The following is a 23,045-nucleotide window of genomic DNA, read 5'->3' as shown; positions in this document are numbered from 1 at the left end:
AAAGTGAAAGAAGTACACTTCCCTATTGCCCCATACTCCTGTTTTCGTCTGCCAGTGAGAGCACATGGTGTGTTGACGAAACGGCCCCCTACGGCTTACGAAAACAAGCCCCTTCGACGCATTAGGTCTTCAATAGTCCGTGCGGATTGTACACACCATGCTACCATGCCTTCGACGTCGGTTCCTTTCGTCTCGACCAGGGGCCCCCGGTCCCACGTCAAGCGCACCTCATACACATTACTAGAGACTTCATCAACAGTTAGCTCCCATCCAGGCGGAATCTCAGGCTGGTTTTCCATGACCGAAAGATATCGGCATTTTGACGTCTTGCCGCACGAGGTGGTATAGGGCAGCGAAAGGGTGATGCAAGCAACCACCGGCTTTCGGATAGGGTCTGTTAAGGGCCTGTTATCAGACTTGTCGCTGTTCGAGAAGTCATTTTTATTTTCAATAGGAAGTCATGCGCTGGCAAAGGTGCTACGCCCATTATGTAGCGTGCATCCTCGCGCTGTGTTGATTGGATAACGCGTCGAGCAAGTGTGGCGGTCGTTACTTTGCGCTGCTCTTCGTACCTAGTCGTATGGTCTTCTCTTTTGCCCCCGTCGCCATCCTGTATCAGGCCCAAGTACCGCCCGTCATTAACGGCATCCGCAAACCGCTTAAGCCCAATGGCTACGCCGATAGCGGGGCGGACATTGCCGTGACCCTCCGGCAACAGGGCGTGCCTATTGTCACCCCCGTCGCCGCGCCGCAGGTGACGCGCGACTTAGACTGGGTGTTTCCGGACACTGCCGCCGGCATTGCGCAGGCCCAGGCCCAGGGGGGCACCATCCTGTGGCTGAACACGGTGCCCTTTGTCGGCCACCCGATTGACGCGTACTTGCAGCACGGCGGCCGGCTGGTGGGCCAGCCCCCGGCTGTAGCGGAAACGTATGAGGACAAGTGGACGGCCAACGAGTGGCTCCGCGCCCACGGCCTGCCTATCCCGGCCGCCCGCATCATGACGCAGCCCGAGGTACTGCCGGCTGAGTTCGAGTTTCCGGTGGTGCTCAAGCCTATTCGGGGACGAGGCAGCGCCGGGGTGGAACGCGTGCTGAGCGCGGCCCACTTGGCCGCGCGGTTACCGCTGCTGGTCGCGTCCGGTGAGTTTGGCGAGGCTGTGCTGGTCGAGCAGTACCTGCCGGGCCAAGAAATCACGGTGACGGTGCTGCCGCCGGGCGCGTATCTGGTGGGAGGAGTCGAGCAGCAGTACGCCGACTATTGGAGCCTGCCGCCGGTCAAACGCTTTCATCACCACCAGGGCATTGCGCCTTACAATGGAACAGTCGCCGTGAGCGAAAACAGTCAGGTAATGGCGCCCGCGGAGCTGGCCACTCCAGCCGTGCAGCAGGTGATGCAGCAGTGTGCCACAGCGGCGCGGCTGGTCGGGGCCAAAGCGCCTATCCGCATCGATTGTCGGCAGGCCGCCCACGGCGACACCTACTACCTGTTCGACCTGAACATGAAACCCAACATGACGGGTCCTGGCCGACCGGGTCGGGCCAATCAAGACAGCCTTTCGGCCTTAGCCGCGCATGCCATTGGCTGGGACTTTGCCGCGCTGCTCATGAATATATTGCGCCAAGCCTGGTCGCTGACGTAACCGAACTCGCATCGGGTGTTCGAATTACCTAGTGAAAAACACCCCCAAAAACCGCGTGTTCGTGGGCGTCAGCGGAGCATGGGAACCCGTTCGTACAGCTCTTTTCGAACGGGTTTGGCACCCTCATTCAAGTAGAATGCTCTCGGAGAGAGCGGAACATTCAAGGCAAGTCAATGAAAAAGCAGGTGCCTTCTTGCTCCTGGCTTTCAACCCGGATGTGACCGCCGTGAAGTTCCATAATGTAAGGATAAAAGACGGGGGCTGCTGGATGGGATCGTTTAAGGCGGCGTCTGATTTAATGAGGAGCACGCTGCTGCAAGCGTAGTTGTGACGAACTTACCGAACGAATACGGGCAGAGACCTGCGAAAAAGAAGTTCAAGGACTACCCCACCGGCTACCTGCACGTCGATTTCGCGGAAGTGCAGACCGAAGAAGGCAAGCAGTACCTCTTCGTGGCCATTGACCGCACCAGCAAAGTGGCCTTTGCCGAGCTGCATCATCGCGCCAAGCGGGTGGTCACGGCCGAGTTTCTGCGGCGCGTGCTCGACAAGTTGCCTTATTAAAGTCCATACCGGGCTGACGGAAAATGGGTACAATCACGCCCGAGCCGCACCAATTCCTGCCGGGTGGGCACAGCTTTGACCGCATTTGCCGCGAATACGGCTTAGAGCATCGCTTGACCAAGTCGACACATCCCTGGACCAACGACCAGGTTGAGCGCATGAACCGTACCCTCAAAGACGCGACGGTCCATCGCTTCCACTACCAGACCACCGATGAGTTCAACGAGCACCTGCAATTTGCTGGCCTACAACCACGCCAAGCGCTTGAATACCCTACGCGGGCTAACTCCGTGGCGCGTTGGACTAAATGGCCTTGCAAATATTTGCTCCAGCTTACCGAGTGCGCCGAAAAAACTTATCCTGCAAAGCGCTGCGCAGCTCGGCCGGTAGCGGTTGTCCTTGTTCGTAGTCCTGGATCAGGGCCTTTTCTTTCTGGCGGCTGAACCTGGATTTTAGGCCAACGGCGGGGACCACCGTCACGGCTCCCACAATGCCTGCGGCGGCGATAAAGCCCGTGTTATCTTCTGTGGGTGCGGGCTGGTTTGTCAAGCTATAGCCAGCGCTCACAACAGAAGAAAAGGCTGCCGTTGCCGCATAGAGCATACCGATTGTCGTAAGGGCCGTCGCCCCGCCTGCAATAAACCAGGTGCCGGTTCGGCGACGCGCCTTATAGAGGTGGTGGATTGCTCGGATGCTGTCCTCGCGGGTTGAAACCGGTGCCAGCGCCGGCTGGGCAGCTCGAGCGGTAGTAGAGTCGGGCGTGGTTTGCGCGTGCAGGGGAAAGGCGAGCAGGCTACTCGAGAGCCCACCGACCAGAAGCAGAGAATAACGCACTGGAGCAAGAGGTAGTTGTTTTGGATACAATGAGTCACTAGTGATACCACTTGCCAGTTGCAACTGGTGTGGCCCAAACTCCGGTCCACTATAAGTGGGAGAGAAAGGCACAGTGGTCGGTTCGGTGGAGTGTTCCTGCGGTTAGGCAGCTGAGAGAATGTTTTGGTTGAAGCGATAGAAGTTGGTGGGGTCCTGCTTCTTTTTGACTGCCCGGAGCCGTTCGTCATGTGGCCCAAGCACAGCTTGCTGCTGCCAAGACGTCAATTACAGTGTTTCCTGGGCCGCGGCCCGTCCCGCCACGCGACCCGAGAAAAGGCACCCGCCCAGGAAAGTGCCTTCCAGGGCCCGGTAGCCGTGCATGCCGCCGCCGCCAAAGCCCGCCACTTCTCCTGCCGCGTACAGGCCCGGCACTGGCTGGCCTTCCGGGCCCAGCACCCGCCCCGAGAGGTCGGTTTCCAGGCCTCCCAGCGTTTTGCGGGTCAGCACGTGCATCCGCACGGCAATCAACGGGCCTTGGGTGGGGTCGAGCAGCTTGTGCGGTTTGGCCGTCCGAATCAGCTTGTCGCCAAGGTAGCGGCGCGCGCCCCGGATGGCCGTTATCTGGCCGTCTTTGCTGAAAGGGTTGTCGATCTGCTGGTCGCGGGCCCGTACTTCGCGCGCCAGCGCAACGGGGTCAAGCAGCGGCTGGGCGGTTAAGGCGTTCATGCCCTGCACCAACTCGGCTAGCGTGTTGCGCACTATGAAATCGGTGCCGTGCTGCTTGAACGCCTCCACCGGAGCTGGGGCGCCTTTACCGAACGCACGGCCCAGGCTTTGGCGCCAGCTTTTGTTGGTCCAGTCCGGGTTTTGCTCGGAGCCGGACAGGGCAAATTCGTGGCGGATGATCTTCTGCGTCAGCACAAACCAGCTGTAGTCGTAGCCGGTCTGCCGCAGGTGCTGCAAAGTGCCCAGCGAGTCGAAACCGGGGTACAGCGGGCCAGGCAGCCGATTGCCGCACGCATCCAGCCACAGCGAAGAAGGGCCCGGCAACACCCGGATGCCGTGCTGTGGCCAGATGGAATTCCAATTTTCCAGGCCTTCGGGGTAGTGCCACATCCGGTCCTGGTTGATGAGATGCCCCCCCGCCGCGGCACTGATGCCCAGCATCAGCCCATCGACGTGGTCGGGCACGCCCGAGAGCATATGCTGTGGGGGTGTGCCCATACGAGCGGGCCAATGCTGGCGCACCAGCGCGTGGTTGCCGCCCATGCCCCCGGCCGTCACGATGACGGCCTGGGCTCGTAGCGTAAAGTCACCGACAGCGCGGCGGGAGCTTTTCGCGCCGCGGGGTACCGCACTGGGTTCCAGAATCTCTCCCTGGGCACCGTCCACGACGCCGTTGGTAACCGTCAGTTCGGTGACGCAGTGGCGGAACTTCAACGTAATGCGTCCGCGTTGCACCGCTTCGCGGACCCGGCGAGCAAATGGGGCCATCACGGCAGGCCCGGTGCCCCAAGTCAGGTGAAACCGAGGCACCGAGTTGCCGGGTCCCAGGGCTCCGTAACCGCCTCGCTCGGCCCACCCCACAACAGGGAAGAAGCGCACGCCCATCTGGTGCAGCCATGTCCGTTTCTCGCCGGCAGCAAAGGCCACGTACGCTTCGGCCCAGCGGCGAGGCCAGGCATCTTCCAACCTGTCAAACGCGGCTGTACTCAGCCAGTCCTGCAACGCCAGCTCATAGGAGTCCCGAATGCCCAGACGCCGCTGTTCGGGCGTGTCAACCAGAAACAGCCCACCCAACGACCAGAAGGCTTGCCCACCCAGGCTTTGCTCGGGCTCCTGGTCCAGCAGCACCACCCGTTTGCCAGCCTCTGCCAATTCGGTTGCCGCCACCAAACCAGCTAAGCCAGCCCCAATAATGATTACGTCTGCTTCGGTATGCATAGCATTGCTGGGTAGGATATTGTGGTTATTTAACGCTGTTTTATAGGCTGAAAAGGCAGACCTTATTTCACCTCGAACAGTAGGCCCACATACACCAGCCGGCCGAAGCTTGGGGAGCCGTATACCTGGTAATTGGTGGAGTTGAACAGGTTGGTGCCGCCGGCCTGAAAAGTAGTGCGCAAGCTAGGCACCGAGTAGCCCAACTGCGCATCCACTACTTGCGCCCGGGGCAGCGTGCCGGTGGCGAAAGTGGATTCATAGAGGAAGCGGTCCACCCAGCGGTAGTTGAGCGTGTAGCTTAGCTTGCGCTCTAGCAGTTGGCCGCTGGCTCCGAGGTTGAACTTGTGCTTGGGCGTGTTGAAAAACGACTGCGTACCCGGCTTAAACTTGGTGGTCAGCAGTTCGTTGTAACTGTAGTTGCCGCTTAAAACCAAGCCCGTCGCGAAGGTGTAATTCAACGTTAGGCCGGCCCCGTTGGTGCGCACCTGCTGGTCGACGTTGGCGGCAATCTGGATGACCCGGGTAGGGTTGGCAGGGCTCTGAAAGCGGCTGGGTGCTGCGGCAGCAATCTGCTGAGGAGTTGGCCGGGTGCCGTCCACGTTGCCAATGGAGTTCTGGGTGGCAATAAAGTTGTCGTAGACGCTGAAGAAGTAATCCACGTCCAGAAACAGTTGCGGCGTGAGCTGGGCGCGGTAGCCCACTTCGGCGCTGTTCACTTCTTCGAGCTTCAAGGGGTCGGCTTGGTACTCGTAGGTGGCTAGGTCGGCGGCCCGGGTGGGGGCCAGAATCCCGGGCAGTTGGGGAGCCAGCGCCGTCGTATAGCCTCTATATCCGTTCTCGACGTTGCCCAGCAGGATGGCTCGCCCCACATCGAGGCGGATGTACTGGTTGTCTTGCGCGGGAGCCCGCAGGGCGCGGCTGAAGCTGGCGCGCAGGTTATGCTGCTTTTCCGGCCCTGCCGAGTACACCGCCGACACGCGCGGCGAGAAAGCCGTGCCGAAGTTCTTGAACCGGTCGACACGGGCCGCGGCAGCCAGTTGCAGCCGCTCGTTCACCAAGCCTTTGCTGGCCCGCACGTAGGCCCCGTACTCGTAATTCCTGATTCGCCCTCCCTCCCGCGAGTCCTGAAACAAGCTGCCATCCGAGCCTAGCAAGTACTGCCGGTAGGACCCACCTACCACCACGTCCACCACGTCGGATTTGAAGTTGTACTGTGCGCTGCCGTCGTTCAGCAACGAGCGGATAACAAGCCGCGCCCCCACACCCGGCGTGGGATTGTGGATGATTCGGTCGCGGGCCGCCGCAAATTCCGGCGTGCCGGGTTGCAGCAGCGGCGCATTAGCGTTGGCCGCGGTGCGAGCCGTTAGAGCGGCAGCGGCAGCATTGCCTCCGTTGGCAGCGAAGGCCTGATTATATACTGTGGCGTAGGTGCCGAAGTAGCGTTCCGCATAGCTACCGGGGCGAGTATTGCCCCCGCCAATAGGCACGTTGAAGCCCGGAGCCAACTGGGTTTGCAGGAAAGCCCCTAAGAAGCCTAAGTTGTAGGAACCATCGGTTTTGGAGTCCCGCCCACCGGAAAAGTCGCGGGTGGTAAAGGCGCGAACAAACCAGTTGCGACCTTCCACCAGCACTTTGGCTTGCTGCACGCCGCTGTTTTCGAAGCGGTACCGCGCCCCGGCCTGGTAGGTGCTACTGGTGATGTTGTACTTGTAGCCCACCGTGGCTTTCACCCGGTCGGTGAGCAGCACCGATAAACTAGGGGCCACTTTCAGCGAGTAGGTTTTGTTGTCGCCGCCAATCAGGTCGGCCTCGGAGTAGCCAGGCAGAAACACCGTTTTACCAGCCAAAGCCCCGCCGGTAGCCGTGAACGTGTTGCCAATGTCGCCGTAGCGGCTCACGGCGTCGTAGCCTAGGTTGGAGCCGACCGGGTTGTTGGCGGGTTCAATCAACTGGGACGTAGCATCCTGGTTATTAGCCGTAAAGTCATGAGCCTGAATGTAGCCACCCGCCACTTTAAAGGCCACCCGCTCGCCCAGCTTCACGGCGTAGCGCAGCTGGCCATCGAGCATATGGCGGTTGCCGGCCCGCAGCCGCACGCTCAACCCTGGGTCGCGGAAAGGGTCGCGGGAGTTGGTGAGCAGCACCCCGTTGAAGGCATTGGCGCCGTAGAGTGCCGAGGCCGGTCCGTGCACGATTTCCACGCTGGCCACGTCCAGCACTGGAATGCCCAGCAGGTTGCCGAAGTTGGTGCTCAGGCTGGGCGCGGCCGTGTCCACGTAGTCGGCCAGCTGAATGACCCGGTCGGCCCGTGAGGAATTGAAGCCCCGGGTGCTGAAGCTGGTGGTCAGCATGCTGGAACTGCTGATGTCGATGGATTTGAACCGCCCCAGGCCTGCCACCAAATCGGGGGTGGTGAGTTGCTGCACCTGCCGCTGATCGAGCTTTTCCACTGTCACTGGGACCTGCCCAATCGTCTCCTCCACGCGCGACGCGGCCACTACCACTTGGTCGAGCAGGGTGCTGGGCTTCAGTACCACCGGGGTAGCCGCGCTAAACGAGGTCAGAGGGATTTCTTGGCTTTCGTAGCCCACCAGCGACACCACCAGCACCAACGGAGCGTTGCTGGGTTTGCCTTCCCGGAGTTCAAAACGACCATTTTCATCCGTGCTGCCCCCGATGTAGGTGCCCTTCAAGAAGACTGTCACCCCGGGTAATGCTTGCCCGGCTTCGTTCTGCACCCGGCCGCTCAGAGGTTGCTGCTGTGCCCAAGCGCCCAACGGCGACAGTAAAAAAGCGAACAGCAGCGAGTGAAACGTAGCTTTTGTGTTCATAGTCTGGAAATGAGAGATGGATTACAAGCGTGCAGCAAACATCAGGGCCGTAGTGGGGCCTAGAGTTAAGCAACTGACTGACAACCTGTAGCGCACTGGTCGTTACCGCTTAGCTAACATGAGCGACAGATTAGATCGGCGGCTGGGGCAATTCCGGGTTCTAAGGCAGTTCAGTTGGGTAGCGGTTGCTGCCGTGATAAAAGTATAGGTGTAATTGCCTCTTCTCTAAGTGATAAATAAGGGCTGTAGTCTAGCAGTGATGAGTTTTACTTCTCCTAGTAATGCAGGACACTGGCAATGGCATTTTTTGTAGCTGACCTATTAAATATTTAATTTTTGTAGTATTATCTACTAATAATGGCTGGCGTGTCAGCAGCTTTTACCAAAAGATACAGCCATGAACCCCGCTACCAGCCAGAGCCTGTTTTTTCAGCATCTTAAAAGCCACGTGCCACCCCACAAAGCCTTGGTGGAAGAGGTAGCCGAGCTACTCGGAATCAGCACGGACAGCGCCTACCGCCGCATTCGAGGCGAAAAGCCCCTCGACTTAGGCGAGCTTCAGCAGTTGGCCGCCCACTACAAGGTGTCCCTCGATCAACTGCTGAACCTGCAAAGCGATGCGGTATTATTCACGGGCAAGCCTGTAGCATCTAGTCCGGTTACGCTGGAAAGCTGGCTAACTCACATGCTGGGCCAATTGCAGCTTATGAATAGTTTCGGCAAGCGGCACTTGTACTACCTGCTCAAAGACATTCCCCCGTTCTATCACTTCCAGATTCCCGAGTTGGCCGAGTTCAAGATGTTCTTTTGGATGAAGTCCATCCTGCATTACGACAGCCTAAAGGGCGTCCGGTTTCGTTTCGGCGATCCGCAGTACGATGCTGGCCACGCCCTATGCCAACGTATTGTAGCCTTGTACCACGAAATGCCCACCACGGAAATCTGGAATGCAGAAAGTGTAAACAGCACGCTGCGCCAGATCGAGTTTTACCACGAAGCCGGCGCTTTTGCCTCGGCAGATGATGCGCGCCTACTCTATGAAAAATTGGCCGAGCTGCTTGAGTCCATCGAATACCAGGCGGAAATTGGCGTAAAGTGCATCTTGAAGCAGCCTAACAGCAACCGCTTGCCCTACCGCTTATTCGTAAACGAGCTCATTCTAGGGGACAACACCTTGCTGGTGGAGCTGAATGACATCCGATTAACGTACCTCAACCACAGTGTACTACATTTTCTGGGCACTCGGGATGAAGGGTTCAACGACTTCATGTTTGCTAACATGGACAATCTGATGAAGAAGTCCACTCTCGTCAGTGGCGTAGGAGAAAAGGAACGCAATCAGTTTTTCAATGCGATACGCCAGAACATTCAGCAACGAGCAAAAACCCTATAAGGTGGTCGAGTAAAAACGGACCATTGGAGGGCTTAGGAAGGGCTCAGAACCTCATGAGATATTAATCTATATAGCTTCTTGCCTGCAGTTGCCTTACGAGCGCGTGTTCCCGGTTAGTAGGTAAGCTGGTCCCAGACGACCACCTGCCCGGCCTGCTCTCCCACAAACTGCACCCCGCCGTCCTGCGAAACGACGATGGCCAAACAGTCAGGCGCGGCCAGGCAGAGACGGTAGGCGGCGCGGTGGCGGGTGCCCCCGTGGTCAACGGCCAAGGGCTGACGCGCTTGGGCCTCCAGGTCGAGAGCCCGGTAGACTTGTTCCAGCGAAACCTGCGTGGCTTGTATTTCAACCCCGAAACCTACCAGATCCATGAATTGGGTGAGCACCAAGGCCCCATCAACGGCGGTAAGCCCAGCCAAATAGTCGGCCAAGTGCTCGATTTCGGCAGCGAGGACCAGCAGTTCGTCATCGTGAGTCCGCTGATAGTGCGCCCAACTCACTTCCCCGAGCGCGGCCAAGCGGCGAATCACGGCTTGGGCTAGCGCCGCAAAGCGCGAGCTCGTTCCTCCACCGGGCAGCACCGGGTACTTAGGGCACAAGACCCCGCCGGGGGCCGTCAGGGGGGCAATGCGGTCGGCGGGCACCATCACGATGAGCGCGCCATGGCCGCTGGCCCGGACGCGGGTCAGTATCCGCCGCTGGAGCAGCAAGATAAGATGGCGAAACAGCTCCCGCTTCTCCGGCGACAGGTCCTGGCCGGCCAGCTGCTGACTTATCACAATGCGCCCTTCGATCCAGGTCAGGGGAAAGGACAAAAAGCCGTGCCCATCAATCCGGCCCCGCTGTAAGGTGAGGACGCGGTGCGCCCCGTCATAGAAAACGAGGTTTCCTGGCCCATTTACCTGTACCAGCAGCGCGCGCGGCGGCACCGCCGTACTCTGGCGGGGTTGGTCTACGAACTGGTCCCACTCATGTTCGCTGAAAAGCATCCCCCAAAGGTGCAAATTACCGTCTGCGGTGGGGGCCACGGCCAGTAAACTGCTGGCCTGCTGCACGGCGGGACTGAGCCGGCGCAACTCCTGCTCGGAGTAGGCGCGGGGCTCGGCAAAGCGCAGCAAGTGAAAATCGGTGAGCGTTACGGCCTGGGCTTCCAGCTCGGCCGGGGTCGCCAGCACCAAGTGACATACAACGGGGCGGCCTTCCTCGGCCAACATACTAGCTTGGTAGAGCGTGGAGAGAAAGGCAGTAAGCACCGCTGCAGTGGGTAGCGGGGGGGCGTCGGGAGCCCAGTGCTGTCGCAGAGCCACCGCCAGATCAGCGGGATAATAGTGTAGGGGGCTAGACATGATACATGCGGCGTGGTGAGGAAGGGATTAGGCTTCGAATTAGCAGCGTACAGGAAGCCCTAGCCTACCCGACTCGAGAAATAGGTAGCAGCGGACACAAGTTGGTTGTGACAACTTCCCGAAGAGGGGCGGCTTGCGTAGCATGAAAGGGGGGGGCGACTTAGTGGCGAAACCCCGCTAGGTCTTGGTAGTCGAGGAGCCTTATACCCTCCTCGAGTAGCTTGGCTAGCTCTCTACATATCGGCCTGGCAGCACTCCAGACTCGAACCTTGTTAGGGCAGGATGTCAAACCCCACGTAAAGCTGCAACAGGTTGTGGTAAAGGGTAGAAACAGGAAACTTAGGGTGTAGCGAGGAAGTGACGTCTAGCTTCTCATGGTGCCCACTGAAGCAGAAAGCGCATGTCGTCTCGAAGCCGATAGAAAAGAGCCGTCAGCTGCCGGAGCCCAGCGAGTTGACTCCGTGGTATCACTGAGGCCTCACCAACCGCCACCAGGCGGCGGTGGGCCACCGCGTGGAATCGGTAATAAGCACGGGTTCGCCCAGACGGGGGGTGGTCAGAGGCAGACCCCGCCGGGCGGCTTCTGCCAGCGCCCGCTCCACGGGCTCGGTCCAAGGATGCAACGACTCCGAAAAGGCCGCCCAGTGCACGGGCAGCATCCGGCGGGTCCGCAAGTCCAGAGCCGCTTGCACGGTTTGTTCGGGCAGCATGTGCATCGGCGCCCACTGCGGGCTATACTGCCCGCATTCCATCAAGGCCAAATCAAACGGCCCGTAGGCGTCCCCAATGGTTTTGAAATGGGGGCCGTAGCCCCCGTCGCCGCTGAAAAAGAGGCGGCAGGTCGCGGCCTGCATAACCCAGGAGCCCCACAAGGTTGCGTCGCGGCGCCCGCCCCGTCCGGAGCCATGGTGCGTAGGTGTGCAGACCAGCGTCAGGCCGGACAATCGGGCTTCTTCCCCCCAGTTTAGCTCGGTGATGCGTCCAACCGCCACGCCCCACCTAACTAAATGGGACCCCACGCCCAGGGGCACGTAAAAGTGCCCCACTTTGTCGCGCAGCAACTCAATGGTTGCGCGGTCCAGGTGATCGAAGTGGTCGTGCGAAATCAGGACGGCATCGATAAAAGGCAATTGCGCGGCCGTGGCCGGTACCGTGCGGGTGTAGCGCTGCGGCGATACCCAGGCGACGGGGCCGATCGTGAAACCCAGCACGGGGTCGAGCAGGAGCTTGTAGCCAGCAATTTCCACTAGGCTTGAGGAATGGCCCAGCCACGTCACGCGCACCAGCTCCGGCCGGCGGTCCGTCAGCGAGGCGATGTCCAGCGGCACAACGGGCAGCGGGGCGGTGGGTTCGCGGTCCGGGACTTTGGTCGTAAGAAAGTGCCAGAGCACGGAGAAGGGGTTGCCGGCCGAGAGTGAAGAGGTAGGCTGTTGGTTGACAAATCGACCGTGCGCGTAATAACTTGAGTGGGCGTACACGGCCCGCCGAGCCGCCGAAGGAGCGCAGCCGGTCACCATACCCAAGTGGGCGACCGTCGCCGTAGTTAGCAGCGAAACTAGCAATCGATTACCCATGAACTTCAGTGCTGAAAAGTGAAAAGGGCGTCCCGACCCCGTGCCAGGGAGAACGGTACACTGCTCCCGCTTCAGGGGCAGTGCTGATGTCCGCAGATCGGATCGGCTAGTGCCCAGCGCCGCGTTTACACGAAAGACTCCCCGCGCACAAGTTGTGGATAGCCAGATCGTCGTCGAATAGCGCCGACCGCTACCGAGCAGGCGGGTGTCTACCCAAGGCTCGTTGCCTACTATGTATCTGCTTCCTGTTCTTCCTACTCGGGTAAGGACCCCCACTACGTGCCGAGTGGGTGGAATGCCGCGCCTGACTGGTCGGGTAGGTGAGCTAGTCGTTCACGGAGGTACACCAGCCAGGGCCCGGGACTACTGCTCGTAGCGCGCATGGGTTTTTGGCAACAAAAAGGGCCCGTGTACGCTGTCTGGCCGTGCTTCCGAAGAGGCGAGCCGACATCGGGAGAGGGAAACTTTCAGTTAAATGATTGCCGGAATTCCAAAGGCGAAACGCTGGTTTTTGTCTTGAACAGTTTGCTAAATGACTGGGGATGTTCAAATCCTAATTCGTAGGCAATTTCGCTGACAGACAAAGCGGTGGTTGATAATTTTTCTTTCGCCTTCTCAATCAGTTTATCGTGAATATACTGTTGCGTATTCTGCCCTGTTAAAACCTTCAGCAGCCCGCGTAAATAAGTAGGCGAAACATGGAGCTCACTGGAAATATAGTGTACGCTCGGCAGCCCTTTGACCGCTAAATCATCACTAGTAAAATAATCTGCCAGCAACTTTTCTAGCCGATCCAGAATTTGGTGATTACTCCTTTTACGCGTGATAAATTGGCGCTGATAAAAACGTTTCGAATAATTCAACAACGTTTCAAAATGAGAAACAAGAATACTTTCGCTGAATTTATCGATGTTCGCGTGGTATTCAGTTTTAATATTGGCGATTATGTTGTTAATGATGAGTTCTTCCTTATTTGAAAGAAATAAGGCTTCGTTCACCGAGTAATCGAAGTATTCGTATTTTTTGATTGTTTTCGCCAGGGGTGTGCCCCACAGCAAATCCGGGTGAACCAACAGAATCCAGCCGGAAAGGTCATCCTCTGGGCTTGGGCCAGCGCCTCTGACTAATTGATTGGGACCCACGAAATACATCATCCCGTCATCAAAGTCATACTGCTGTTGTCCGTAGTAAAATTTATTGCGAAATCCTTTTTTAAGGGAAATAAAATAAAAATCGAACAGCGCTCCAGTATGCGTCGTGTCGGCGGCGGGGGTTTGCAGCGCGGCATACTCTACCACACTGATCAAGGGATGTTCAGGTTTGGGCAAGCCCAAAATTCGATGGCCTTCCGTAATTGTTTTTATTCGTAGGGGTTTATTGCTGGTCATGGCATTTTCAGTTGTTGATCCTCTTTACAATAGAAATTCGCACTGAAGCGCTAAGTATTATTTAGCTGAAGGATAGTTGGTAAACGCCCTGTCCTTTTTGCTCGTCACTGAAGCATTGAAGTTGCTTTACCACTGAAGGAGCACTGGCGATTCACCCTGGCGTATTACCCTTGGAAAGGATAGCGTAAATAGATCAGTCCCAGAGGAAGTAGCAAAAAAGGAATTTCCAGCAAGGCAATTTTGAAATTGCCAGCTTGTAAGGCCAACGCCATTATTGCCACAATGGATAGCGCGTTGAGTAGGTTGCCAAGGAAGAATGTTTTCGGGAACAGCGTCAGTAAGCCAATAGCGATAGTAATCCCTCCCAAAAGAGGAACTAGTGCGCTGCTAATACCCAATTCGCTCATCATTTTTGCCGGTGCCGGATTGTCTTTGACCTGCAACGAATCCCAGCCGTGCTTGAAGGATAAGCTGACCGACAGGGCCATTAGCAGCAAGGCAATTATGTTCTTGGCCATGTCAGTTGCAGATGTAGGTGTTGAGCAAATAGCCCATTGCCAATCGGGCTGGAATATCAACTAACGTACTCACTAAGATTCTTCTCGTATCATCAGGCGATGGAGTTCCCTGTTTGAGGTACAGGAAAAGGCCGGCGAATGGAATTAGGTTAAGCAAGGTGAGCCCAATGGCGGCTGCCACCCCTTTGGTATCGTTTTTCATGCTGGAGTATCTTACAGTTATTTGCCTTGCATGGCGGAAGCACCGATTTTACTGGCTTGCGCCAGCACAAATTGCGGGGCCAGCCGGATAACAAAGCGAATGGCCCGCAGCAGGCCAGGATAAATCTCCCATTTGTCTTGCTGCATGGCTTTGATGGCGGCTGCCACTATTTTTTCAGGCGCCAGCATACCGCTCGAACTAAAGCCATCTAGCTCCTTGAACTTATCGTTCAAGGGGGTGGGGGAGCCAGGCGCTACCAATTCAAACACCTTGATACTGGTGTTCTTCAGTTGCACCCGTAACGATTGGGTATAGGAACGCAGCCCGGATTTCGTGGCGCCGTACACGGGCGCGATGGGAAAGGCCATCAGGGCAATGCCGGACGTGACATTGAGAATGGCGGCGGCACTTTTCTTTTTCAGGTGGGGTAGAAACTGTTGGATTATCCGGATCGGTCCCATTAGGTTAATTTCTATCTCCCGGGTGATATCCAGCAGATCATGCTCGTCGTGGAGAACAAGCTTGCGCATCTCACCGGCGTTGTTGATGAGGATATTCAGGTCAGGAAATCTCTCCAGCACTTGCTGATACAAGGCCTGGATATCTTCGGGCTTGCTGATATCACTTTGAAAGGTGTGGACTTGCGGAAACAGCTTTTTGGTTTCGGCTAGTTTCGCCGGATTGCGGCCCGTGATAAGTACGGTATTCCCTAACTCCAGGAAGCGTTTGGTGAATTCCAGCCCAAACCCGCTTGTCCCGCCCGTAATCAGGACGGTGTTGTTCTTCAATTCCATTTTCCGGCTATTTTACGTGGGGTGATAGTGACAGAACAAAGGTCAATCCCACGTAAAAAGCGGCTGTAGCCAAAACGCCTTTTGTTGTAGTCAAAAGTCACTCGTCATCTCAAACAATTCCCTTGTAGGAAATAGAGAGGGCCTGAAGTAGGATTCTCTTGTACCGGCTTCGGGTACGTGCCTAGCCATTGGTTAGCGGGGCACCTAGTGGCGGAGCGGAACCAGGTGGTATCTGCAGGCAATGCAGCGCAAACTAACGGGCGCTAAGTGGCTGGTTGAATTGCTGGCTTGGGCAACCCAAATTGAGCGGCCACCCCTTGACGGAAAACTTCAGGGCCAGCTGCTTGCCGCTGGGCGTAAGCGGCTACGGCATCGGGGCCGGCCGGGTAGCGAAGTTGATCTTGTGGATCAGTCGCCGCCGCATACACCACCTGGGCAATAACCTCAGCGGGCGCAAACTGGACGCCTTCCTGCCCGGCCAACAGCTGCTGAAATAAGCCACTGTAGGCCTCATGCTCAGCTACCTGCAGCGAGCGGCCCGTGAAGTCAGTGGCGGTACCGCCGGGTGAAATCGTTTTGATGCGGATGTTATGCAGGGCCAACTCGAACGACATGCTCTCACTCCAGCCCTCCACGGCCCACTTGGCGGCGTGGTAAATTGAGTAGAGTGGAAAGGTGAGGAAGCCGCCCATGGACGTCGTGCTCAAAATAAGGCCAGACCGCTTGGCCCGCAAATGGGGCAGAAACGCCTTCGTGACCCGAATGACGCCGAGCAGATTGGTAGTAAGCAACTGCGTAATCTGCTCATCCGACACGGCTTCCAGCGCGCCGATAAGGCCGTAGCCAGCATTGTTGAATACCACGTCGACAGGGTGCAGCGCAATAGCGCGTTGCACCGTCTGCTCGATCTGAGTCGGGTCGGTTACATCCAGCGGCAGCAGGTGCACGCCCGGCACCTGCCCAAGCTCGGTTTCGTACTCGGGGTGGCGCATGGTGGCCATGACGCGCCAGCCCCGGGCGGCAAAAAGTTTGGCTGTGGCTTTCCCGAGGCCGGACGAAGCGCCAGTAATGAAGATGGTAGGCATAAAGCAAGGAAAAGAGGGTAGTATAGTTGTAGCTAGAAGGCGTACGGGCTGGTAAAAGCTCGCACCCGCCCTAACCGGCCAGACCGGGCGCATACACGCTGGAAGGCGGGCAACCAAACAGCCGCTTGAAGGCATAGGAGAAGTGCGCCAAGCTCTCAAAGCCCACTTCCTGGTACACCTCCGAAGGACGCTTGTGTTCTTGTTGCAGCAAGTAATGGGCTTCGGCCAGTCGCTGTTGGTAAACCCAGCGGGCGGGCGAGGTGCGAAAAATCCGGTGAAAATCCCGTTTGAAGCTGGCCAGGCTCCGCCCCGTGAGGTACGCCAGCTGTGGCAGGCCAACATTGAAGCGGAAGTGCTGCCGCATAAAGGTTTCCAGGTCGATTTTACCGGGCGGCGCGAAATGGAACAGTACCGGTTGCAGGGCCGGGTGGGCCTGCAGGAGCAATGCTAAGGCTTCCTGTTGCTTCACGTGAGCCAGGGACGCGGGCAAGGACTGGGCGAAATAAGGTTGGAGAGACTCGCCGAGTTGCTGGAGCGGCGGGGTTGTGTTTAGAACCGTAATGGCCGGACTACTCGCAGGGAGTGGCTCGCTACGTTTGCCGTATGCTTGACTGGCTGCGAGCAGAGTAAGAGTATCAAATGCCACTGTAATGGCTCGAAAAGGCCCATCTGCGGCCGGCTGCTTGGTGAATTTGGCTAGGAAGTTTTTGCGAGTGAACAGCAAACTGCCCGCCTCGAATACACGACTTTGTCCGACTTCCGTGACCCGCAGGCTCCCCGCCAGCAGATAGGTTAGGCCATGCACGGCCACACATTGGTCCGCGTCCACGTAGCGGTTTGCGTACTCTGAGTAGAGTATGCCTGGCTGATTAAGGGTAGGGGAGGGTTCCGTTTTCATTTGTCTACTGGTTTCAACCGACCAAACAAAGGTCATAGAATGCTGATACTATGTGTTTGCGTAGAAAGCTCAATGTTGCTTGCGTCTCTAACCCACGTGCGTGTTCACAGTCCGTGAAGCCTGCTCGCTGCCCAACATGATTCAGGGTGGCATGACGGCTCCATTCCGGGCCGTTGGCCGCACCAGAATGTCGCCCATGTCCAAGCTGCTAGGCTGGCCACGGGCGTAAGTCATGGTTTGGGCAATAGTCACGGGGAATGGCACTTCTAACCTGTTGACCTTCAAAAGGGGCTTCCTTACAGCACTATTTCCCTACGGTTTGCGCCGCACCGGTTAGGAAATCTTATCCCCTCATCAGGATACGCTGAAGTGGTCCTGGTTTGTACCTAGGTGGTGCTCTCCGTCGGATTATCAAGCTCAATCCTGTGCTTGCCGCACCAATTTCCGACCTTTGAGAGCGACGTGTCCTATCATAAATGCTATTCGGCTGGGCACCGGCTGTACCTAGCAACATACTGACCAATGAGTAGTTGTAGCGTAGCATTCGCCCTTTTCAACGCCCTTCATGTCGCCTCGCGAATCCCTCAGCCAGTTTCACCAGCACTACTTGCAGGAGCATCTGCCGCAAGTGCCGCAGCCGTTCAACGTCTATCCTATTGCCACTGGGGTCAGTCAGCCGAGCCTGCCCTACGGCCGCCGCGATTTTTACCAAATTAGCCTCTACACGGGCGGCACCACGCAGCTGCAATACGCCGGGCACTCACTGCGGATTGAGAGTCCCGCGCTGCTGCTCTATAATCCGCTCGCCCCCTATGCCTGCACGCCTATCGAGCCGCTGCACGGGTATTGCTGTCTGTTTACCACCGAGTTTCTGTCCACGCCGGGGCAGGGGGTGCCGTGGGCAGATTCACCCTTGTTTCAGCTGGGTACCAGTCCCGTATTTCTGCTCACCGACGAGCAATGCGCGTTCCTGACCCAACTTTTCCAGCAGATGTTGGCCGAGGTCAATTCCTCGTACCGCTATAAGTTCGACCTACTGCGCACGCACGTGCACTTGCTGCTGCACGAAGCCCTGCGCATGCAACCCGACGTGCCGCAGCTGGCCGACCCGAGTGCGGCCAGCCGACTAGCCACCCAGTTTTTGCAGGCGTTGGAAACACAGTTTCCCGTCACGTCACCCGCCCGGCCCCTGCCGTTGCACACAGCGGAGGCCTTTGCCCAGCACCTGGGCGTACACGTCAACTACCTGAGCCGGGTGCTGCGCGACGTAACGGGGCGACCGACCAGCGCGCACCTGGCGGCGCGTATTACGCAGGAGGCTAAGCGCTTGCTGCAGCATGCCGACTGGCCCATTGCCGACGTAGCCGAGGCGCTAGGCTTTGCCGACCCCACGTACTTCAACCACTTTTTTCGCAAGCACGCCGGCACGTCGCCCAACGCATTCCGGCGGGCCGAGGCATCCGGGCGGCTGGTCCGCTAAGGCAGGTTTGAATAAGACAAGTTTTGGTTGGGTATTCGCTTAACCAGCCGGTGGGGGCAGGCGGACCTTTGTCGAGTTCACTACTTTTTAACCGACCCCGATGCTAGCTGCCAAAGGATACGCCGCGCACGATGCGCAAACCGATTTAGCCCCCTGGACGTTCGAGCGCCGCGACCTGGCGCCCCACGACGTACAAATCGAAATTCTGTACTGTGGCGTGTGCCACACCGACTGGCACCTGCTGCGCAACGAATGGGGGCACAGCCAATTCCCGCTGGTACCTGGTCACGAAATGGTAGGTCGCGTGGTGGCCGTGGGCGCGCACGCCCACAAGTTTAAGGTCGGTGACCTGGTCGGCGTCGGCGTGATGGTCGATTCGTGCCGCCACTGCGCCGACTGCGCGAATGGCCAGGAGCAATTCTGCCAGGTAAGCCCGGTGCAGACCTACAACAGCACCGGCCACGACGGGCTGCCTACCTACGGCGGCTACAGCAACCACAACGTGGTGCACGAGGACTTTGCCCACCGAATTTCCGAGAAGCTGGACCTAGCCGCCGTGGCCCCACTGCTGTGCGCCGGCATCACCACCTACTCGCCCCTGCGTCGCTGGCGGGTAGGTCCCGGCCACAAGCTGGCCGTGGTGGGCCTGGGTGGCCTGGGACACATGGGCGTCAAATTCGGCGTGGCCTTCGGGGCCGACGTGACTGTGCTCAGCACTTCCGAAGCCAAGCGCGAAGATGCCAAGGCGTTAGGCGCGCACCACTTTGTCGTCACCAAGAACGCCGCCGAAGTAGCGGCCGTGCAGGGGCAATTTGATTTTATTTTGGACACGGTGGCGGCCGACCACGACATCAACCTGTACCTGCCCCTGCTGCGCACCAACGGCACCTACATCAACGTGGGCATGCCGCTGGCGCCCTTGCAGGTGCCTTCCTTCAGCCTAGCGAATGGCAACAAAACAGTGACCGGCTCAGGGGCCGGGGGCCTACCCGAAACCCAGGAAATGCTGGATTTCTGCGCCGAGCACAACCTAGTGTCAGACATCGAAGTGATAGACATCAAAGATATTCACTCTGCTTTCGAGCGGATGCTGAAAGGCGATGTGCGCTACCGCTTTGTAATTGACATGGCCACCTTGTAAGGGCGGCAGGTCCCGGCAATTGGAACTCCCAGCTAGTACGTGCGGCACGCGTTGTGCTTGCTTGGGGGAAGAGCAACAGGCAGCCCTTCCCCCAAGCAAGCGCAACGTAGCGGGTGGAAGTAAGCGTCATCTCCTTTCTACGTGCCCTCCTGGTGCGAATTCGCGCTACAACGGAAAATTGCCTTGCGGGTTAGAGTGCAGCGTACCGGGTATCTTCACGAAGGTGCTAGCCAAGGAGTTAAAGGATTTATAATCCCATCACTTTATTGCCCGCATGGTGCACCCGCGGCCCGCCCGTGCTCATGGAATATCACGCGCTGTCCTATGCCCGCACGCTCGACCCCGTCACCGAGGTCTTAAAAGCGTGGGCCTGCAGCATCAACACCGCTTAGATATGGGGAACGCGTCGTCAGAGTAAGCGGCAATAAGGCAGGATAGATCTAAATCAGCTGGAGATCATAAAGCCCTAGCATACAACTGAGATGAGTTGCTGGTCAAGCAGCCCGGAAAGGCTCACGCGCTCTACACATATGCACTTAACTATATCCAGCCAAACAGGAGCTAGAACGATAAACGGTGGTGTTCGGTAAGTGAGCAGCGTAAGACCCCAAAGTGCTGGAATACGCCCTCATCTGTCGCATCGCGATATTATGGCTGACTGCTGCCACATGGTTTTTACATGCTATAATTCACCAACAGTAAAATACCAAATACCTCGTAACGCTCGTGCAGGACCGTTCTCTATTCGTTACGTAGCCTCATCTCAAGGCATCAGGACGGTAGCTCGTGCTAGGTGCCCGTAGGAGAGCGGCGAGTCAGTACATAGGAGAAATAGGACCCGAAAGGCGCTGTTATAGGATGGCTCACTTTCTTCCTGGTGCAGCCGAGTTCCCACCCTCGTATAGCGCATGCCGATCCCCAAACCATTTGGGAGTTCATACCCGATGCCCGCGACATTAGCCCAGTTCCTACCGCCGGTAGGGAGCAAGGCGATTGGCCTCCGGCGGATCGACGAGTGGATTGCGGTGCCTAGCGTCGGTCAGGTAGCCGACTTACGGCCCGGTCTCGGCTACCTAGCTCCTGACTTTCCCTTTGGCCAGTATGGGCGCAGTGAGGTAAGTTAAGTAAACCCGGGGTAGGTAGCCCCCAACCCCGATATAGGACACGCTATACCCATTGTGAGCGTAGAGCAGCCCTGGCTGGAAGGAGATTACGGTAGTCGCTCGCTTGGTACCCTGCGCAGTATCCACCGTGGTCAGTCGGAGCCAGCGGCTACCATCAACTACCACGCCCCGGAACGAATACTGTGCAGTCGCAAACCTCTCTTTACAAGGTTGCCGAAGATAGAACCCATCTGCATCTCAGCAACAAGCACTACGATGGGTGTGGCTCCTCTTACCAACGAAAATACTTGGCCCCTAGAACCGTACGCAGTGCTACCTTTCTGTCGCAGCTGGCTACGGACAGTAGCAGGTGCGTAAACACCACCTAGCTGCCATGCTGGCATAAAGCGAGCAGTAGGTTCAAAAACATAGGCCTAAGCACATGAAACTAAACAGCTGCCTTTTATCGAGTTGCGTTTTTCTGATTTCGTGCCGAGAACCTAAAGCGTTGAAACCGGTTGATCATCCGCTGGTTGGTACCTGGCAGCTACTACGAGCAACGACCATTGAAAAGGGAGACACGACGGTTGTTGATTTCACTCGCAAGCAGTCGTTTATTAAAATCATCAACGACACGCATTTTGCCTTCTTGCAGCACGATCTACAGAAAGGCCAGGATTCGGCGGTTTTTGTATCGGGCGGGGGCCGGTATTCCTTGCGCAACGATATGTATACCGAGCAGTTGGACTATTGCACTGCCCGAAAGTGGGAAGGAACTACGTTTTCTTTTACCGTAGCTTTCAAGGGAGATACTCTCATCCAGCAAGGCCAAGAGCAGGTCGAGCAGGCGGGTATAAATCGTGTAATAGTTGAGCACTACGTCCGAGTAAAAAACTAGCTCGAATCCGCTTCGAACCAGCTATCTAAGGGAAAGAGCAGTAACGGAGGAATCATACCGACCAAAAACGTAGCGCAAGAAAAGCACTAGGCAGAGTGGCCTTTCAAGCTTAGAACATGTGATAGGCCACGCTTTTCGTGTCCGAGAAGTTGTATTATGCTACGTGGCTTTTCCAAGGAATCACAGGAGAAGAGTTATTCCCTCCCTAGCCTCTCCTACGCACCTCTTCTAGTGGAGGCGCTTGCCTCCATACGTGCGTTGGGTGGAGGGACTACCTATAAAGTGCGCCTATCCATGTAACAGCGCACCCCCTATGGCCGACTCTTGCCAGCGCTTTCGTCCTCGTATAGTACTCCGGCAAGCGAAGAGCCGACCCCGGTCTTTTCGTAGCAGCAGGAGCTAAACGTACGCGAAGCACCCGGCGGCAGCAAGGCTTCCGGCAAGTGACTCACAGATTGCTTTTCAGCAACTCTTCCCGCAAGCGGCTCACCACCGCGCTGCCCTGCACCCCGACGGCAATCTTGACGTTCGGGCGGCCGAGCCAAGGCCGTAGGGCGGGGCGTTGCAGCTGGGCAGGGTCGCTGGGGGCCGGCCAGGTTTTACCCCGGCCGATGCCCGGGGACGTATCGACGCGCACCGGGTGGTGCACGAAGCGAAACAGCTCCGGCGCAATCAGATAGGCCAGGGGAGTCGCGTCGTGGACAAAGATGCCGTCAATCTGGCGCATCCGCTCGCAGAAGCGGCGGTAAAACGGCACCATCTGGCCCACGTAGGCGCTGAGCGGGCCGGTGAGACGGGCCAGCTCGTCCAGCACCGCGCCGGGCATATTGACTTGCTGCGTCACGTCGAGCCCAAACAGGGTAAGGGGCCAGTCCGCCCCCAGCACCACGTCCGCTGCGTCGGGGTCGGACAACACGTTGGCTTCCGCCGCGGGGGTGGCATTACCGGCACAGAAGGCATTGCCGCCCATGACCACGACTTCGGCCACTTCGTGCACCAGCCCGGGTCGCAAGCGCAGGGCGTGCGCCAGGTTGGTGAGCGGGCCCAGCGCGACGAGGGTGACCTGCCCGGGATGACGGCTGATCACCTCGGCCAGCAGCTCGGCGGCGGGCTGGGCGACGGCCTGCGTCGGCGCCGGGGGATAGTCGGTGTTGCCCTGGCCGTCGTCGCCGTGCACAAAGGCGGCGCCCCCGTTGAACGCGCCGGCCAAGGGATGGGCGGCGCCTTGGGCCACGGGAATGTCGGCGCGGCCGGCCAAATGCAGCAGCCGGAGCGCGTTGGTGGTGGCCAGTTCCACGGCCACGTTGCCGAACACAGTGGTCAGGGCCTGCACGTCGAACTGGGGCAGGCCCAAGGCAAACTGAATGGCCATGGCGTCATCCACGCCGGGGTCGGTGTCAATCAGGAGGAGGCGCTTGTCCATGAACAGAA

General features: G+C 57.9%; 21 protein-coding genes. 8 read left to right on the top strand and 13 right to left on the bottom strand.

What is annotated here, in order from left to right; all coding sequences use genetic code 11:
• The first annotated feature begins 580 nt into the window (after positions 1–580).
• Together MTX78_RS15060 and MTX78_RS15055 are read left to right on the top strand one after the other, a co-directional pair.
• A complete protein-coding gene (locus MTX78_RS15060) occupies positions 581–1,642 on the top strand; it encodes an ATP-grasp domain-containing protein (protein ID WP_243795940.1) in 1,062 nt (353 codons plus the stop codon).
• A gap of 327 nt (positions 1,643–1,969) precedes the next feature.
• Positions 1,970–2,206, top strand: a complete 237-nt coding sequence (locus MTX78_RS15055; protein WP_243795938.1) for a hypothetical protein — start codon at positions 1,970–1,972, stop codon at positions 2,204–2,206.
• Positions 2,207–2,539: 333 nt separating this feature from the next.
• Here MTX78_RS15055 and MTX78_RS15050 read toward each other — a convergent pair whose 3' ends face one another.
• The 4 genes from MTX78_RS15050 to MTX78_RS15040 form a co-directional block, all read right to left on the bottom strand.
• Complete coding sequence (locus MTX78_RS15050; protein ID WP_243795936.1) at positions 2,540–3,040, bottom strand: hypothetical protein; 501 nt, start codon at positions 3,038–3,040, stop codon at positions 2,540–2,542.
• A 141-nt stretch (positions 3,041–3,181) separates the two neighbouring features.
• Complete coding sequence (locus MTX78_RS25455; protein WP_394805618.1) at positions 3,182–3,280, bottom strand: BBE domain-containing protein; 99 nt, start codon at positions 3,278–3,280, stop codon at positions 3,182–3,184.
• Between the two features lie 24 nt (positions 3,281–3,304).
• Positions 3,305–4,963, bottom strand: coding sequence for an FAD-binding dehydrogenase (locus tag MTX78_RS15045; protein WP_243795930.1), 1,659 nt, complete (start codon positions 4,961–4,963; stop codon positions 3,305–3,307).
• Between the two features lie 62 nt (positions 4,964–5,025).
• Positions 5,026–7,794: a TonB-dependent receptor gene (locus MTX78_RS15040; protein WP_243795928.1), complete on the bottom strand. Its 2,769-nt coding sequence runs from the start codon at positions 7,792–7,794 to the stop codon at positions 5,026–5,028.
• A gap of 397 nt (positions 7,795–8,191) precedes the next feature.
• On the opposite strand from MTX78_RS15040, the gene MTX78_RS15035 reads away from it, so the two are divergent.
• Positions 8,192–9,187 (top strand): helix-turn-helix domain-containing protein, encoded by a 996-nt coding sequence (locus MTX78_RS15035; protein WP_243795927.1) that lies wholly within the window; start codon positions 8,192–8,194, stop codon positions 9,185–9,187.
• Between the two features lie 113 nt (positions 9,188–9,300).
• Here the strand turns inward: MTX78_RS15035 and MTX78_RS15030 are convergent, their stop codons facing one another.
• From MTX78_RS15030 to MTX78_RS14995, 8 genes are all read right to left on the bottom strand, one after another.
• A complete protein-coding gene (locus MTX78_RS15030; RefSeq protein WP_243795925.1) occupies positions 9,301–10,533 on the bottom strand; it encodes a putative sensor domain DACNV-containing protein in 1,233 nt (410 codons plus the stop codon).
• Positions 10,534–11,000: 467 nt separating this feature from the next.
• On the bottom strand, positions 11,001–12,107 hold the full coding sequence (locus MTX78_RS15025; protein WP_243795923.1) for an MBL fold metallo-hydrolase: 1,107 nt from the start codon (positions 12,105–12,107) through the stop codon (positions 11,001–11,003).
• Positions 12,108–12,574: 467 nt separating this feature from the next.
• Complete coding sequence (locus tag MTX78_RS15020; RefSeq protein WP_243795915.1) at positions 12,575–13,495, bottom strand: helix-turn-helix domain-containing protein; 921 nt, start codon at positions 13,493–13,495, stop codon at positions 12,575–12,577.
• 164 nt (positions 13,496–13,659) lie between these two features.
• Positions 13,660–14,013, bottom strand: a complete 354-nt coding sequence (locus MTX78_RS15015; RefSeq protein WP_243795889.1) for a hypothetical protein — start codon at positions 14,011–14,013, stop codon at positions 13,660–13,662.
• A 1-nt stretch (position 14,014) separates the two neighbouring features.
• The gene (locus tag MTX78_RS15010) at positions 14,015–14,215 is read right to left on the bottom strand and encodes a hypothetical protein (protein WP_243795887.1); all 201 of its coding nucleotides are present in this window, start codon (positions 14,213–14,215) and stop codon (positions 14,015–14,017) included.
• Positions 14,216–14,232: 17 nt separating this feature from the next.
• A complete protein-coding gene (locus MTX78_RS15005) occupies positions 14,233–15,009 on the bottom strand; it encodes an SDR family oxidoreductase (protein WP_243795874.1) in 777 nt (258 codons plus the stop codon).
• 263 nt (positions 15,010–15,272) lie between these two features.
• On the bottom strand, positions 15,273–16,094 hold the full coding sequence (locus tag MTX78_RS15000; protein WP_243795872.1) for an SDR family oxidoreductase: 822 nt from the start codon (positions 16,092–16,094) through the stop codon (positions 15,273–15,275).
• 70 nt (positions 16,095–16,164) lie between these two features.
• Positions 16,165–16,992, bottom strand: coding sequence for a helix-turn-helix transcriptional regulator (locus tag MTX78_RS14995; RefSeq protein WP_243795870.1), 828 nt, complete (start codon positions 16,990–16,992; stop codon positions 16,165–16,167).
• 100 nt (positions 16,993–17,092) lie between these two features.
• Between MTX78_RS14995 and MTX78_RS25275 the strand changes: the two genes are divergently transcribed.
• From MTX78_RS25275 to MTX78_RS14975, 5 genes are all read left to right on the top strand, one after another.
• Positions 17,093–17,221, top strand: a complete 129-nt coding sequence (locus MTX78_RS25275; RefSeq protein WP_262924440.1) for a hypothetical protein — start codon at positions 17,093–17,095, stop codon at positions 17,219–17,221.
• A gap of 336 nt (positions 17,222–17,557) precedes the next feature.
• Positions 17,558–18,472 (top strand): helix-turn-helix domain-containing protein, encoded by a 915-nt coding sequence (locus tag MTX78_RS14990; RefSeq protein WP_243795868.1) that lies wholly within the window; start codon positions 17,558–17,560, stop codon positions 18,470–18,472.
• A gap of 100 nt (positions 18,473–18,572) precedes the next feature.
• Entirely contained in the window at positions 18,573–19,613 is a 1,041-nt protein-coding gene (locus MTX78_RS14985) for an NAD(P)-dependent alcohol dehydrogenase (RefSeq protein WP_243795866.1), read from the top strand.
• Between the two features lie 944 nt (positions 19,614–20,557).
• Complete coding sequence (locus tag MTX78_RS14980) at positions 20,558–20,737, top strand: hypothetical protein (RefSeq protein ID WP_243795865.1); 180 nt, start codon at positions 20,558–20,560, stop codon at positions 20,735–20,737.
• Positions 20,738–21,224: 487 nt separating this feature from the next.
• On the top strand, positions 21,225–21,614 hold the full coding sequence (locus MTX78_RS14975) for a lipocalin-like domain-containing protein (RefSeq protein WP_243795864.1): 390 nt from the start codon (positions 21,225–21,227) through the stop codon (positions 21,612–21,614).
• Positions 21,615–22,062: 448 nt separating this feature from the next.
• On the opposite strand, the gene MTX78_RS14970 is transcribed toward MTX78_RS14975, so the two are convergent.
• Positions 22,063–23,037, bottom strand: coding sequence for a nucleoside hydrolase (locus MTX78_RS14970; protein ID WP_243795862.1), 975 nt, complete (start codon positions 23,035–23,037; stop codon positions 22,063–22,065).
• Positions 23,038–23,045: the final 8 nt, after the last annotated feature.

Origin of the sequence: Hymenobacter tibetensis, from assembly GCF_022827545.1 — a bacterium.
GTDB classification, from domain to species: Bacteria; Bacteroidota; Bacteroidia; order Cytophagales; family Hymenobacteraceae; genus Hymenobacter; species Hymenobacter tibetensis.
This window is presented reverse-complemented; position numbering and strand designations above follow the sequence as displayed.